Annotated in this window: 14 protein-coding genes; 6 read left to right on the top strand and 8 right to left on the bottom strand. The window is 46.2% G+C overall.

Annotated features, from left to right (window positions below; genetic code table 11):
* The first annotated feature begins 27 nt into the window (after positions 1–27).
* Positions 28–1,371, top strand: coding sequence for a sugar phosphate nucleotidyltransferase (locus NSS66_RS24745; RefSeq protein WP_023988467.1), 1,344 nt, complete (start codon positions 28–30; stop codon positions 1,369–1,371).
* Positions 1,372–1,596: 225 nt separating this feature from the next.
* On the opposite strand, the gene NSS66_RS24740 is transcribed toward NSS66_RS24745, so the two are convergent.
* Together NSS66_RS24740 and NSS66_RS24735 are read right to left on the bottom strand one after the other, a co-directional pair.
* Positions 1,597–2,340: a succinylglutamate desuccinylase/aspartoacylase family protein gene (locus NSS66_RS24740; protein WP_023988466.1), complete on the bottom strand. Its 744-nt coding sequence runs from the start codon at positions 2,338–2,340 to the stop codon at positions 1,597–1,599.
* 5 nt (positions 2,341–2,345) lie between these two features.
* On the bottom strand, positions 2,346–3,380 hold the full coding sequence (locus NSS66_RS24735) for a glycosyltransferase family 4 protein (protein WP_023988465.1): 1,035 nt from the start codon (positions 3,378–3,380) through the stop codon (positions 2,346–2,348).
* Between the two features lie 352 nt (positions 3,381–3,732).
* On the opposite strand from NSS66_RS24735, the gene NSS66_RS24730 reads away from it, so the two are divergent.
* Complete coding sequence (locus NSS66_RS24730; RefSeq protein ID WP_023988464.1) at positions 3,733–4,206, top strand: C40 family peptidase; 474 nt, start codon at positions 3,733–3,735, stop codon at positions 4,204–4,206.
* Positions 4,207–4,252: 46 nt separating this feature from the next.
* Here the strand turns inward: NSS66_RS24730 and NSS66_RS24725 are convergent, their stop codons facing one another.
* Together NSS66_RS24725 and NSS66_RS24720 are read right to left on the bottom strand one after the other, a co-directional pair.
* Positions 4,253–5,629 (bottom strand): sensor histidine kinase, encoded by a 1,377-nt coding sequence (locus tag NSS66_RS24725; RefSeq protein ID WP_028541385.1) that lies wholly within the window; start codon positions 5,627–5,629, stop codon positions 4,253–4,255.
* Complete coding sequence (locus NSS66_RS24720; protein ID WP_340960022.1) at positions 5,629–6,339, bottom strand: response regulator transcription factor; 711 nt, start codon at positions 6,337–6,339, stop codon at positions 5,629–5,631. Before NSS66_RS24720 ends, NSS66_RS24725 begins: the two co-directional genes overlap by 1 nt.
* Positions 6,340–6,486: 147 nt before the next feature.
* On the opposite strand from NSS66_RS24720, the gene NSS66_RS24715 reads away from it, so the two are divergent.
* Positions 6,487–7,137 (top strand): undecaprenyl-diphosphatase, encoded by a 651-nt coding sequence (locus tag NSS66_RS24715; protein ID WP_340960021.1) that lies wholly within the window; start codon positions 6,487–6,489, stop codon positions 7,135–7,137.
* A 42-nt stretch (positions 7,138–7,179) separates the two neighbouring features.
* On the opposite strand, the gene NSS66_RS24710 is transcribed toward NSS66_RS24715, so the two are convergent.
* The 3 genes from NSS66_RS24710 to NSS66_RS24700 form a co-directional block, all read right to left on the bottom strand.
* Positions 7,180–7,854 (bottom strand): phosphatase PAP2 family protein, encoded by a 675-nt coding sequence (locus NSS66_RS24710; RefSeq protein ID WP_340960019.1) that lies wholly within the window; start codon positions 7,852–7,854, stop codon positions 7,180–7,182.
* A gap of 485 nt (positions 7,855–8,339) precedes the next feature.
* Positions 8,340–9,173: a membrane protein insertase YidC gene (yidC, locus tag NSS66_RS24705; protein WP_023988458.1), complete on the bottom strand. Its 834-nt coding sequence runs from the start codon at positions 9,171–9,173 to the stop codon at positions 8,340–8,342.
* Positions 9,139–9,468, bottom strand: coding sequence for a hypothetical protein (locus tag NSS66_RS24700; protein WP_231118746.1), 330 nt, complete (start codon positions 9,466–9,468; stop codon positions 9,139–9,141). The genes yidC and NSS66_RS24700 overlap by 35 nt, the downstream gene beginning before the upstream one ends.
* A gap of 223 nt (positions 9,469–9,691) precedes the next feature.
* On the opposite strand from NSS66_RS24700, the gene NSS66_RS24695 reads away from it, so the two are divergent.
* Positions 9,692–11,047, top strand: a complete 1,356-nt coding sequence (locus tag NSS66_RS24695; RefSeq protein WP_068938719.1) for an outer membrane protein assembly factor BamB family protein — start codon at positions 9,692–9,694, stop codon at positions 11,045–11,047.
* A gap of 43 nt (positions 11,048–11,090) precedes the next feature.
* On the opposite strand, the gene nadA is transcribed toward NSS66_RS24695, so the two are convergent.
* A complete protein-coding gene (gene nadA, locus NSS66_RS24690) occupies positions 11,091–12,197 on the bottom strand; it encodes a quinolinate synthase NadA (RefSeq protein WP_340960016.1) in 1,107 nt (368 codons plus the stop codon).
* Positions 12,198–12,363: 166 nt separating this feature from the next.
* Between nadA and NSS66_RS24685 the strand changes: the two genes are divergently transcribed.
* Together NSS66_RS24685 and NSS66_RS24680 are read left to right on the top strand one after the other, a co-directional pair.
* The gene (locus NSS66_RS24685; RefSeq protein WP_340960014.1) at positions 12,364–13,518 is read left to right on the top strand and encodes an IscS subfamily cysteine desulfurase; all 1,155 of its coding nucleotides are present in this window, start codon (positions 12,364–12,366) and stop codon (positions 13,516–13,518) included.
* Entirely contained in the window at positions 13,515–14,054 is a 540-nt protein-coding gene (locus NSS66_RS24680; RefSeq protein WP_028541390.1) for a transcription repressor NadR, read from the top strand. Before NSS66_RS24685 ends, NSS66_RS24680 begins: the two co-directional genes overlap by 4 nt.
* The last annotated feature ends 109 nt before the right edge of the window (positions 14,055–14,163 follow it).

Raw genomic sequence — 14,163 nt, 5'->3', positions numbered from 1 at the left:
GGATCTGCATTGAAGGAGGAAACGTCCGTGCGCATCGTATTGTTATGCGGTGGTGCCGGAAAACGGCTATGGCCACTATCCAACGAAATCCGGTCGAAGCTGTTTCTCCGGTTGTTGTCCGCTCCTGACGGGCGAAAGGAATCTATGCTCAGCCGGGTGTACCGTCAGCTCACCTTAGCCGGGCTGGATTCCTCAGCCCTGCTTCTGGCTCATCGGAGTCAGGTAAATCTAGCCTTTCGCCATACAGAAGGTCGTCTGCCCGTTCTAGGCGAGCCTGCCAAACGGGGAACCTTCACCGCAGCTGCACTGGCGGCTGCTTATTTTCACACCAGAGGCACGGGGCTGGATGAAGTTCTCTGCATTGCTCCAGCGGACATGTATGCAGGGGAGGATTTCTTCCATAGCATAGCAGCGCTCTCCGGCTTATTGCTTGAGAGCGGAGCCGATCTGGCTATGCTTGGGACAAGGCCTACTCATCCCTCCGACCAATACGGCTATGTCGTTCCGGGTCTGCAAATGATACGGGAAGGGAAAACTTCTTATGCGCAAGTTGCCCGCTTCACAGAAAAGCCGGATCTCTCCGGGGCACAACAGCTTATTCATCAGGGCGCGCTGTGGAACTGTGGTGTTTACGCTTTTACATTGCGGTATATGCTGTCCTGTATGGAGCGAAGTTATTTGCCGCTGAACGATAAAGCATTATGCGCAATGTATGATAGCCTCCCGGTTCGCAGTTTTGATGAGGAGATTGCAGAGCGTGCCGAACATGCCATCGTCCTGCCCTACGATGGCGAATGGCACGACATCGGCAACTGGCAGGCCCTAACAGAGCAGCTAAGCAGCCAAGTGATCGGGCGTGGACAGATTAGTGGTCAGACTCTTGGTACGCACATCGTCAATGAGCTGCCCTATCCAATTCATGTCATTGGCGTGGAAGATATTATTGCTGCTGCGAGTCCCGACGGCATTCTCATTGCGTCCAAGAGCCATGCCCACGTAATCAAGGAGCAGCTAGGTAAACTTCAACTTCACCCCATGCATGGTGAAACCTCTTGGGGCAGTTACCGGGTGCTGGACGAGTTTGATCATCGGAGTCTGAACGATATACTGGCCATACGGCTGACGGTACTGCCAGATCACCGCTTGAATGGCCGTATTCACGGCAGTGGACTTAAAGTATGGACGATTGTGTCCGGTCGTGGAGAGGTCATGCTGAACGGAGAACGTTTTGCTGCCGCAAGCGGTTCTGTATTTAGCATTCCGGTTGATACGTATCACACGATCCGTGCCGATCTGGATACACCACTGGAGCTGATTGAGGTACGTCTGGGGAACAGCTTGGTGAATGCCTTCTATAAATCCGAGGCCTGACAACACATAGATCAGATTTTGCAAAATTCGATTCCAGTCGCTCCAAAGTGCAATATATATACGAACTAGAGCATTTCGATCTATATATTGTTCATTGGAAGTCGCTTATTGGATTTTTTGCAAAATCCTCAGATATAACATAGCACGCTACGGATTCTGAACGGAGGTCGCACATAATAAATCGCTCCTGAGCAAGGTGAAAAAATCCTTGCTCCAGAAGCGATTTTATTTTGTGATGCCATATTTTCTTGAGATAATAGTTCTAACCTTGGCAGATAAATATACCTCGTTGCCTTTGACTATTCCGGCTTCTTTTAAAAAATGCCGGACGATCTCTAACTGATAGTGTATGCGTACTTTCTTGGGCAGGCTCCAACCCGTTTCCACGGTAACCGCGCGTGCACCTAAAATGCGGGCTGCAGCAGTGCGGGAGGAACCTGGGAGCTCATGCAGCCGAATGTTGAAATGTCGGTCGCTCATCTGGATGGAGCGATTCATTCGCTTAATAATCCGGCGAACCGCAGGAACCACCGGATTGGCTTTGTTGGTGATTAGCGTTTGACCAAGCACCTTGGCATCCTTTTGTGACAATCCGTTAGCCTCATGCAAGTCGAGATACCATTCAGGTTGATGCTTTTGTGTTAATTTGAATAGAGCAGCGGAAAGTGGTTGTGTTGCCAGCTGCTTTTTTTTGCGCGGAAAGGTTCGATTAAGATCAGGTATTCCTCTAATCCGTTTGCGGTAAGCCTCTTGATTTACAATCGGTACAATTATAAGCTTACCCTGGCTAAATCGCAGTTTTTGCTGATTCAAAAGCTTTACCAGTTTCTCAGCAGCTCGTATGCTTGCTATTTCTTTACCATGTATTCCCGCCACCACCATCACACACGGACCTTTCTGTGCCCCTGTGGCTATATAATAAGGAGTTGCCCAAGAGCCCTTTCCGAGCATATACCGTTTAACCTGCATTCCCCTCACCTCCGTGTAGGCTGTCGTTGTCCTCTCTTTTGTTCTCTCCGACGGATGATTTCACGGTATAGTCTTAAGTAGTTACTGGTCATCTGTTTGTTGGTAAATCTTTGAGTCACATACAAACGCAGCTTCGCTGGTGACGGGTAGTTTTTTTGCTGTGCTTTTCGTGCCATTTGGCTAACCGATTTGCAAATCAACTGTGGAAAGCCAGAGAGCACCTCGGGAACGGAGCCGTTTTTTAATGCCAGCACTGGTGTTCCACAAGCCATGGCCTCAACCATAACGAGTCCAAATGGCTCTTCCCACAGTGTCGGAAACAACAGACACTCTGCATGTTTCAGCAATTTCTGTTTCTGATCGCCTCCAACTGCCCCCACATAGCGTATATTCGGATTACGCTGAATTCGTTTCTGAATCTCTTTGCGGAAAAATTCTGGAGCTTTGATAGGACCTGCAATAAGCAGTTTTTTTCCTGTTCGTTCTGCAACCTGAATGGCCTGCAATACACCTTTATTTCGTATAATTCTGCCCATGAACAGCAAGTAGCCACGCTTCTCACTGCTGAACTCGTATTCATGTGTGTTAATGCCGTTATAGATATAAAATCCTTTGCCCCTGCCCATCAGCTGACGTGCTCGTTTACTGACATATACCGGGTTTTTACCGTGTCTCTTCACTGGAAGATGAACGGTGCATACTGATGGACAAGGCAGCTTCCTACGCCCTACAGCAGAACGAAAGGTATGATCATGAATGATATGTGTGTCGGAAGGCATATGCCGGAGTACATATTGGGGGATCTGACTATGTTTCAAACCCTTGGGATAGGTAATCAACCGCGCACTGCTCCTGCTCCCAAGAGCGGCAAAAAGAGATACATGATGCCCTCGTCTCACCAATTCCTCAGTTAATTCATGCACGACCTTTTCCGTTCCGCCCTTGTTGGAGGGTACCGGCTGTGCATCTGGATAGTTGGAAATGACCTGAACAATGGTTAGACGCCGTTTTTTGAGTGCTTTATTCTGCTTTGAAGCCATACGAATTCCCCTTCCTGACCGGAAATCGGTGTGATCCTTACAATGTCAACGGGAATCAGAGCATACTCCCGTACAAGTTATAAATTGTAGTATATAGGTATGTATATTTTGCGTGATTGCTTGTGCCAATCGTCTGCAAGTCGCTTTTTGTCATACGAGCCTATCTATAAGTGGGGTCTATACAATTTGTCAAGCCAAAATTAAGGAGATAATTCTCATCGTTTTCTAATAAATGACGACAAAGCGTTGGGGTAACAGGTTTGTAACCATGAGTGGTAAATTCCGGATATTTTATTTGTGTTATTGTCATTTCAGGACATCAACACAATACGAATAACGGAGGAATTTATATATGAAACATACTTCTAAAAAATTGTGGATGGGTATTTGCTTTACTATGACTTTGGCATTGAGCGCAGGGAGCTTCGTCGTTGGACCAGCCACCACTCATGCTGCTTCGGTAAGTAAAGCTGATCGGATTATTTCTAAAGGCTCCCAGTTTATGGGCGTGCGTTATGAGCATGGAGCCCCAGCTGGCAATACAAGCTCTTTTGACTGCTCTTCATTCACTCAATATGTATTTGCACAAAATGGCATTAAGCTACCACGTTCGTCTAGACAGCAATCAACTGTTGGCACTTTTGTACCGCGTAGTCAGCTGAAAAAAGGCGATTTGGTCTTTTTCTATGCACCAATTCATCATGTAGCCATTTACATGGGGAACGGCAAAATTCTGCATACGTATGGTAAAGGCGGCGTAACGGTTACAGATCTAAATTCCGGATGGTGGAGTCGCAATTACACAACAGCACGTCGTGTCCTTTAGAATAAATTTTAGATGATAAAAAGGGCTGTCCCGCTAGTAGATATATCTACTGGAGGGACAGCCTTTCCTGTTGTCTTTGGGGCAGCGTGACGATGACTACCGTTCCTTCTCCTTCTACGCTCTCCATGCGTATCGTACCCTGATGGGCATCTGTAATTGCCTTGGCAATTGGCAACCCCAGCCCCGTTCCTCCGGTTTTACGATGCCTGGAGCTATCTACCCGATAAAATCGTTCAAAGACCCGCTTGATCTCGCCCTCAGGTATTCCGATCCCATAATCCTTAACCTGGATATAGACATCCTTTTCATCTGTAGATAACCCTATTTCGATCTCATCCGAGCTGTATTTTAATGCATTATCCAGCAGGATCACTAGCAACTGCTTTATTTTTGTCAGATTGGCATCCAGCCAAATTTCGTTCTCTTCTGTTAAAATAGAAATTTGACGATCATGTACAGGCTTGAGATGCGCTACCACCTGTTGACAACAACCGATCATTTCTATCCGCTCATGCGGCTCAGGATCTTTCTGCTGTGAGGAGGCAAGAGTCAGCAACTGCTGTGTCATCGTACGCATTCGCTGAGTTTCTTCATAGATCGATTCAATGGATTCCTTACGAATGTCCTCGTCACGCGTGCCCCACCGCCGCAGCATGTTGGCATAGCCCTCAATAATCATAAGAGTGGTGTTCAGCTCATGTGAGGCATCTGAAACAAACTGCTGCTGGCTCTGAAAGCTTTCTTCTAATCTCTCCATCATTCGGTTAAAAGTGGCGGTCATTTGGGACAATTCATCTTGATTATGACTGCCAGCGGGGATTTTTTTAAATTTCAAGCTTCTTTCAATTTCCTGCATCGTTTGAATACTACTGGAAATCGGCAGCAATATGGCATTCGCCAAAATCGTGCTTCCTACCAAGCTTAGCAACATAGCCCCTACAGTCGATGTGATGAGAATCGTATTTAAAATATCGAGATTGGTTTCGAGTGCATCCCATTTTTCCACGATTTCCAGCGTCCCCTTCTGATTGCCCTCCAGAGAAAGCACAGGCAGATGGATAACCAGAATTTTATGACCCTGTACATCTGTCAGTTGAGAGCTTTGAGAAGTGTTAAAACGTATATCGCCCAGCTTAAAGCGGGACTGGCGACTTACTTCATACAAAAGTCGGGATTGCTGATCAAATACCCTCAAAATGGTATCTCCAGAAAGCTCATCTTTCAGTTTGGGGCCCCATGCATTCTTCAGAATCATCGTGGGTCCGGTTTCGGCAATGATTTCAGTCCACTTATTTTGCAGCACTTCTCTTTCATTTCGCGTAGCGATTTTGACGAACAATAGGTGAACTGTAACATCCACAAACAGGAGTATCGACATCACTAAAATAGAACTGAGCAGGGTGATTTTGGTCCGAAGCTTCACTAGTCTTCCTCCCGGATGAAGTACCCAACACCGCGCACGGTTTTTATCAATTTCTTTTTGTATCCATGATCAATTTTTTTGCGAACATACCGGATATACACATCTACGACATTCGTATCACCGACAAAATCAAATCCCCACACGTCCTGAATCATTTGATCCCGCTGCAATACCTGATTTTTGTGCTCCATCAGATAAAGAAGCAGATCATATTCTTTTGGCGTCAGTTCGATTCGGTTTCCTTCCCGCACTACTGACCTGGTTTTGCGTTCCAACACCAAACTATCCACTTGGAGCCTAGACGGCGACTTGTCCTCTTCTTGTAAAGCGGTAGCTGCTGGCTCCATTTGATGCCTCATACTGGCCCGCATCCGCGCTAATAACTCCTCGATCTCAAAAGGCTTCGTAATGTAATCATTGGCACCTTCATCCAGACCTGAAACCTTATCAGGAGTCGTGTTACGTGCAGTGACCATAATTACTGGTGTATGATTGTCCACTTTTCGAATCTGCTTCAGTACCTCGACCCCGTTCATCTCCGGCAGCATTACATCCAAAATGATGATATCCCATGTACGTGCTAGAGCTTTTTCCAATCCTTCTCTGCCCGTCTGTGCGATTTCAACTGCATATCCTTCATGGGATAACTCCAACTGAAGCAATCTGGATATCTTCTCTTCATCATCAATGACCAGCACCGACTTTTCCATCGCAAAACCACCTATTTTCTATAGAAAAAACAAATGAGTAACGGAAATGACATTCATTTTTTATTTGATTTTAAGCTTTTATCCGTGTAGTCGCTCTATAATATAACTTTGTTATTCAATTTTTTGATGTTAAGGAGTAATTTATTCATGTTAATTAATGTAGACTATGCTTTATTTCACTGGATCAATGAACTGGCTAATTCCCTCGCCTTTTTAAATGGAACCATGCGTTTCTTGGCGCAATATGCACCGTATTTATTCGGAGTGGCTATGCTGATTTACTGGTTCACTTTTAAAATGCCGCATCGGATGATGGTTTTAGAAGCCGTTATAACGGTTTGTATCGGTTTTGTAATTAGTTGGGGCCTTGGACATTTGTTTTACAGAGATCGACCTTTTGTCGGACATTCAGTCATTCAGCTTGTTCACCATGATCCTAATGCTTCATTCCCAAGTAACCATGCACTTGGAGCGTTTGCTCTGGCTTCCATTTTATGGCTTCATCATCAAAAATTCCGTGTTCTCTGGGTTATCTTGGCTGTACTCATCGCAGTATCCCGCGTGTGGACCGGAGTGCATTATCCCTCGGATATTTTGGCAGGTGCGCTTATTGGTGCAGGTTGTGCCGTCGGCGTTCATCAATTCATTCGAAGCCGGAAGCTTCCTGGCATCTTCATGCAGGCGGCTATTATATTTTATGGAAAATGGGAGCAGAAGCTGGGGCTCAATCCTGGTGAACAGGCCAGAACTAAGATGACTGAACACACTTCCTCTGTCCAAATGAAAAGCAGACGCTAAAGCGTCTGCTTTTTTATATGCTTCATTTATTTATGCTACCTATTATGCTGTCGATTTGGAGCGAAGTGGCAGCATTCGTCGTTCTTCGTACCGCTGATAAAACCAAATACAAGCCGCCATCCAGCAGCCACTCATAAAATAGCCACCCACAACGTCGCTCGGATAATGTACGCCCAAATAAATGCGGCTCGTTCCGATTGCTACAATCAGCAGACTGCTGAGCACAATAAGAAGGATACGCCCCAGCCTAGAAGGAACATGCTTCCACATTAAAAATGTCAGCGCAGCGTACATGCTGAAAGCTGTCATGGAATGTCCGCTCGGAAAGCTGTATCCATTCTCTTCAATAATACGGTTAATCTCCGGTCTCGCACGCTGAAAAAGCAATTTCAGTATCGTATTCAGCATTACCGATCCCAACACAGCAGCCGCCAAAAAAAGCAGTTCTCTGCGGTGTCCCAATACTCTATAAAGCACGAACATGGCAATTAAAATGATGATCACAACTGGAATCCCGCTGCCGATCATGGTGAAAAATTTCATTAGACGGGTCATGGCGGGCGACTCCAGCTGTCGAATAGCCGTAATAATTTTCTGGTCAAAATACCGTATTTGATGGTCGCTCACCCATAATGCGATTAAGCCAAAACCGAGCGCACATACTATACATGTGAGCAGTGCTAAGGAAATGGGCAGCTTTGTTGGTGTTTTCTTCATTTTCTATAGTTCCTCCATAACATTCATTGCGTGATAAAACAAAGTCCAGCATTAGCTTTCGTATATATCTTACTTTACCCATTTTTCTGTTATCATTTCATTCAAAGACTAGGTGCATCCTCCACATGTCGAAACCCATTTTTTAGAAAAGGTGGGATCAGGCGCCCATGAGGCATCCCTGTTGGTATATAACCGGGTGCTTTTTGCACGCTTCTCATGCAATAGCATCCGTCCTCCTTTATTTGATGATCATACCATTCTATGGACGTGGTTGGAGTTCTCATATAGCCTCTCCCAACTTTAAGAATCATTTTATAATATAAGGATTTCATATTGACTACAAAATCACAAGCGGAATGTAGCGAAAAAGCAGCATCAAAAAAGGACGCCATTCTAAGCCTTATAAACGGCTCGAATGACATCCTATGATTACACGTGGCATACTACAAGCGCAAATCTTAAGTTAAACAAATATCATCTTCTATTTAGGTTGGTGTGACTTCTCCAAGTTTAACCTTACTCTCTGCTTCCTCTATTGGATAGCGTCTGCGGAACCACAGCGACTGAAGCAGCAAAAAGGTGCCGCTTACTGTCCAATATAATGGCATGGCAGAAGGGGCATTAAAGGAAAAGACCGCCATCATAATCGGTGAAAGATAGCCCATGATCGCAAATTGCTTGCGCTGGTCAGGCGTCATCTGAAGCTGAGAAAGCTTGGCCTGTGCCAAGTATACAACTGCGACGACGATTGCCAAAATCCAGTCCGGCTGTCCGAGCCGGAACCATAGGAAGGAGTGAGACGCCAGCTCCGGGGTTAAGCGGATTGCAGTGTACATACCGCTCAAGATCGGGAGCTGAATGAGAATAGGCAGACAACCGATATTAAGCGGATTGAATTGATGCTCTTTATAAAGCGACATCATTTCCTGCTGCATACTCTGCTGGCTGGTGGTATCTTTCTTGTTTTCATACTTCTTCTTAATTCGGTCCAAGTCGGGCTGCATGGCGCTCATCTTACGCTTCATCCCCTGCTGGGCACGCGTTTGACGCATCATAAGAGGCAGTAAGGCCAGCCGGACAATGAATGTCAAAGTCATAATCGCCAGCCCAAAGCTTCCACCAAACCATTGCGCCAATTGCTGAATAAGCCAAGAAAGCGGGAACACCACGTAATGATTAAAAAATCCGGGTGTCTGTGCATTTATCTCCGCAGCATTCGCACCACAACCAGACAGCAGCATAACCACCGCCAACGCTACCATTAATCCTAATATCCGTTCTTTTTTACCCCAAAAGGTGAATCCCTTGAATCGTTTCATATGTTCCTCCTCGTTGATTGGCTGTGCCATCGTTCAACGAGGGAGAACAATCGGATGCATCTTCATCCGGCGCTTCCTTACGCCGGATATGTCGGGCCAGCCGGACAGGCATGTCCTGTCCACGGGCAGACATCGGCATCTGTGGAGAAGCATGCGACCTTACGGGCCCGCCTTCGACCCAGCATTCGGGTACATTGCCGTGCAAATGAGCGAGATATGCATAAGTCACTGTGCACAGCAAGCCGATTGTAAATAAATAAGGGAGTAGGTCCTGGAGCTCAAACAAGGGATTCACCTCCTTCGGTTTGTTGCTACAATTATAGCACGAAAACCGGACAAGCGACTAATCTTTAATTAGAGATACAGGTTGGACACAAGCAACTGAATTTAAGTATTTATGCTCAAAACAACCAAAATGTAAATACAACATGAAACTTTTGGGTTTATTTACAGTCTAATCAAAGGTGACTTTCTATAAAGCCTTACTCCCCTATTAACCATTAAAGGAGCCAGCGCGTATGAGAAAAACGATACACAGCACATTGTTTACAGGATTGGCGTTAGCCAGCATTGGGCTGCCCTTAATCAGCGATGGATTCACTGAAAAGGCAAGTGCAGAGCAATCTGCAGTCTCCATGAGTAACGCCGCTTATAGCACCACAATCCAGGCACCTGTGATCAAACCTTCCTGGTCTTTTCCCGTTATCCCAATCGATAGAAACCGATATCCAGATCAGGCGGTAGCAATAGCGGAAAACGGTAAGGTATTCGCGGTTGACTCGAACCATAGACTGGTTGCCCTTGAGGCCAGTTCGGGTCGGAAATTGTGGCAATATGGTGATCAACTTACCCCTGTTTTAACGTACAACAAAGGTATCATCTACGGAATGACACGAAGCGGTTCTATCTATGCCGTTACAGAAGCTGGCAAGAAAGTGTGGTCCACTCCGCTTGGATTTACTGAAGCATATGGTATTCAGCGCATTGGTCCAACTATATATATTATGCAATCGGTGCAAACGGCTGCCATTGATGCTGTCAGTGGCAAGGTGAAGTGGAAAATCAGTGAGGATAAGAACTCATACAGTGGTTTGGGCGAAATAATGGAAACTGACGGTGTGCTTATCCGCAACTATAATGTACAGGGCAGCCTGACCTTTGAACAGATTAATGCCTATGACGCTAAAACCGGCAAAAAGCTTTGGGACAGCTTCAGAAGTTCTTTTCCACTGGCCGTTAAAGACGGGATTGTCTACTCTGTTGCCAATACGTTTATGATTGATGATGACCCGGTAAATCGAAAAGTTACGATAGCACAGTACGACCTCAAGACAGGTGAATCCAAAGGAGATCGTCAGTACCGATGGACTGAGGCTGAAAATAAAGATGGCACTTTCCAATCTGGAGGCATATACGGTTCTGCTTTTTTGTACGGTAAAGACCTTTATGTCTTTCAGGGAAAGATACTAGCTTCCTATGACTTCTGGAACTATAAACCAGATAGCAAACCTGCTCGCAAGTGGGCGCAAAATGGCTATGATCAACTTGTTCCTTTATTGTCTATTCATGAAGGTCGCATGTTCTACCAAGATTTTAGTACATCCAGACTGACTGCTATGAAGCTGTCCTCAGGTCAATTCATTCATTACGACGGCGATAATCCGACCGTTCAAGCTGACGTATTCGGTAAAGGAGTCTATGTCGGGCAATCAGATGGCGTATTTCATGGCTATGATTTGATGAGCTTAAAGCCCGTGTTTGCTGTCAACACAGGCTCACGCTCCTTCGGTCCAACGCTCAAATCCGGTGGAATGATATTTATTCAAAGCGGAAACCGTCTGCTTGGCGTCAAGCTCCCTGCTTCTTTAAAATAAGACCAAAGATTTTAAGCAGCATTCTCGCTGGAACAGCAAAAGGTTAACGGATAGCAAGCATACGATTCAATGCTAGTACAGCATCCTGTCTGATCTGAGCATCCACACGAATCACACCCACAGGCTCACCCCGATCAAACTGCTCCATTGCCCACAGCAAATGGGGAAGATCGATCCGGTTCATGGTCAGACAGGGACACATATCGGGATTGAGCGATTCAATCTGCTGTTCAGGGTACTGCTGTTTGATTCGTTGCACGAGATTCATTTCTGTGCCAACAGCCCATTGGGTTCCCGGCTCTGCCGCGCGAATGGTATCGATGATGAATTTTGTGGAGCCCGCGCAATCTGCGAGCTGTACGACCTCATAAGAGCATTCGGGGTGCACGATGACCCGGATGTTCTTATCACGCTCGCGGACATTGCGAATATGATCTACCGTGAATTTTTCATGTACTGAACAGTGCCCTTTCCATAAAATAATTTTTACAGTTGCCGGGTCCTGTTCAGTCTCAAGCTGATCGGTCATTGGATTCCACACGGCCATTTCATTTAGCGGAATCCCAAGATCGTAAGCTGTATTGCGACCTAAATGCTGATCCGGCAAAAACAAAATACGTTCCTTTTGCTTCAGCGCCCACTCCAGCACTTGTTTGGCATTCGAAGAGGTCACGGTAGCCCCGCCATGTCGTCCTACAAAGGCTTTGATCTCTGCTGTGGAATTTACATACGTTAACGGTATGATCGTATCTCCTACCCATTCCTGTAAATGCTTCCATGCTCGTTCTGTCTGCTCCACATTCGCCATATCTGCCATCGAGCAGCCTGCACGCATATCCGGCAGGACAACAGTCTGTCGATCAGTAGTCAGCATATCCGCTGTCTCCGCCATAAAATGTACCCCACAAAATACAATAAACTCCGCTTCCTGATTTTGTGCAGCCATTTGAGCAAGCTGTAGAGAATCTCCTGTTATATCAGCAAACTGAATAACCTCGTCCTTCTGATAGTGATGGCCTGGTATAAGCAGCTTGGGTCCCCATTTTTGTTTCAGCTCGGCCACTCGCTGCTCCATGTCAGCAACCGTCAGTGTCTTATAATGCTCTGGTATAAGCCCTCGATTTCCTTGTAAAACGTTAAGCATAGACATTAGAATCCCTCCATATCGATACGGCTGATCGTTCCCGCTCTCACGAACAGATAACCGCTTTGTGTACACACATATTTACAAGTGTCTTGACACTTATATTTACACATGCCTACAATAATCTCAAGAGTTTTTGAATGGAATTATTTTTGAGCAGGGAGGAATTGCTGTGATTTATCTGGACTATGCCGCTTCCACACCTATGTGTGACGAAGCTCTAAATATGTATAACGTATTAAATAAGGAAATGTTCGGAAATGCCAGCAGCCTCCATGATGCGGGCGGTCAAGCAACTTACGCGCTGGATTACAGCAGGCAACGGATGGCGAATATAATTGGCGGGCAAAAGGAAGGCATCTATTTTACAACCGGGGGAACAGAATCTAATATGTTGATTGTGCAATCGATCCTGAGCGGGTTGCCGCCGCATAAAAAGCATTGGATCATGAGCGCTTTGGAACATCACTCGATGTACAACCTTGCTACTTTGCTGGAACGGCAGGGCTATGAACTGACCATTGTGCAACCGGATCGGGAAGGACGAATGACTCGCGAAGCTCTTTTACCTCACCTGAGAGAAAACACCGGACTTGTATCTGTACAACACGCCAATTCGGAAACGGGACTGGTTCAGGACCTTGCTGCCATATCTCCCCTGCTACACGAACGGGGTATTTTGCTGCACAGTGATGCGGTACAGACATTTGGGAATATTCTCTTAGATGTAGAAGCCATGGGAGTAGATGCACTCTCTGTATCGAGCCATAAAGTGTATGGCCCCAAAGGTGTCGGTGCTGCATATCTCAAACCCGGAACCCCGTGGCGTCCCGTGTACCCTGATACGCTACACGAAAACGGATTTCGTCCTGGAACGGTTAATGTTCCCGGGATTGCAGCCTTTGTCGCGGCGGCAGAAATGATGACCGAACAGATGGAGTCGCATCAGGAGCGATATGCTACCCTGAGAAGACACTTTATTAGGAAAATTCAGGAAAGATCCATTCCGTTACGTTGGGTCGTACAGGAAAGCGAGAATAAAGCAGTGCTTCATCATATAGTTGGATGTTTTTTTCACGGTTACGAGGGACAATATGTTATGCTGGAATGTAATCGCAGAGGTGTCTGTATATCAACCGGAAGCGCATGTGCCGCCGGACACCACGATCCTTCGCCTGCCTTACAAGCGCTTGGAGCATCCGACCGTGAAGCATTACAATTTATCCGTATTTCTTTCGGAAGGGCAACCACCATCGAGGAATTGAATGTACTGGTAGATATTTTGACAGACCTGACGCATCGACAAGAAAGGAGCTTATCCCGTTGACTGAATCTTTAAAGCGGTCAGGTACGGATCGCCGCGAGCAGCTGCTGTTGTGGCTGAAGAGCGAATCACCGCTGACCGGGAGCGAACTGGCACGCAGATCCTCCGTTTCCAGACAAGTAATTGTACAGGATATTTCCCTGTTAAAAGCAAGCCAAGAGCCTATCCTTGCAACGAGTCAAGGATACATTTATATGGAGCCTGCGGGTCAGACAGCCCCCTTAGCCTCACGTATTATTGTGTGTAAACATCGACCTGAACAGACAGAAGAGGAACTAAAGCTGATTGTGGACTACGGTGTAAGTGTGCAGGATGTTATTGTTGAGCATCCGGTATACGGGGATCTAACTGCTCCGATACGGGTTGGAACTCGCAAGGAAGTGGACGATTTTATCCGTAAAATCAGTTCCACCCAGGCCACTTATTTGTCCCAGCTGACGGGAGGCATCCACCTGCATACCTTGAATGCCTCGGATGAAGATAAAATTAACGATGCCTGCGCTGCACTGGAGCAAGCAGGCTTCCTGATGACGGACTAACTTAGTGCGCTATAGCGGAGTAAAGAAAATCCTGTCCAGTATGTGGAGTGCAACTGTGCTCCACATGGACGGTATGTAAGTAGCGAGAAATAAAAAAATCCCGGCCCCC

Source organism: Paenibacillus sp. FSL R10-2748 (assembly GCF_038005565.1).
Lineage (GTDB): Bacteria > Bacillota > Bacilli > Paenibacillales > Paenibacillaceae > Paenibacillus > Paenibacillus polymyxa_B.
The sequence above is the reverse complement of the archived record's forward strand: the minus strand, read 5'-3'. Positions and strand labels throughout refer to the sequence as shown.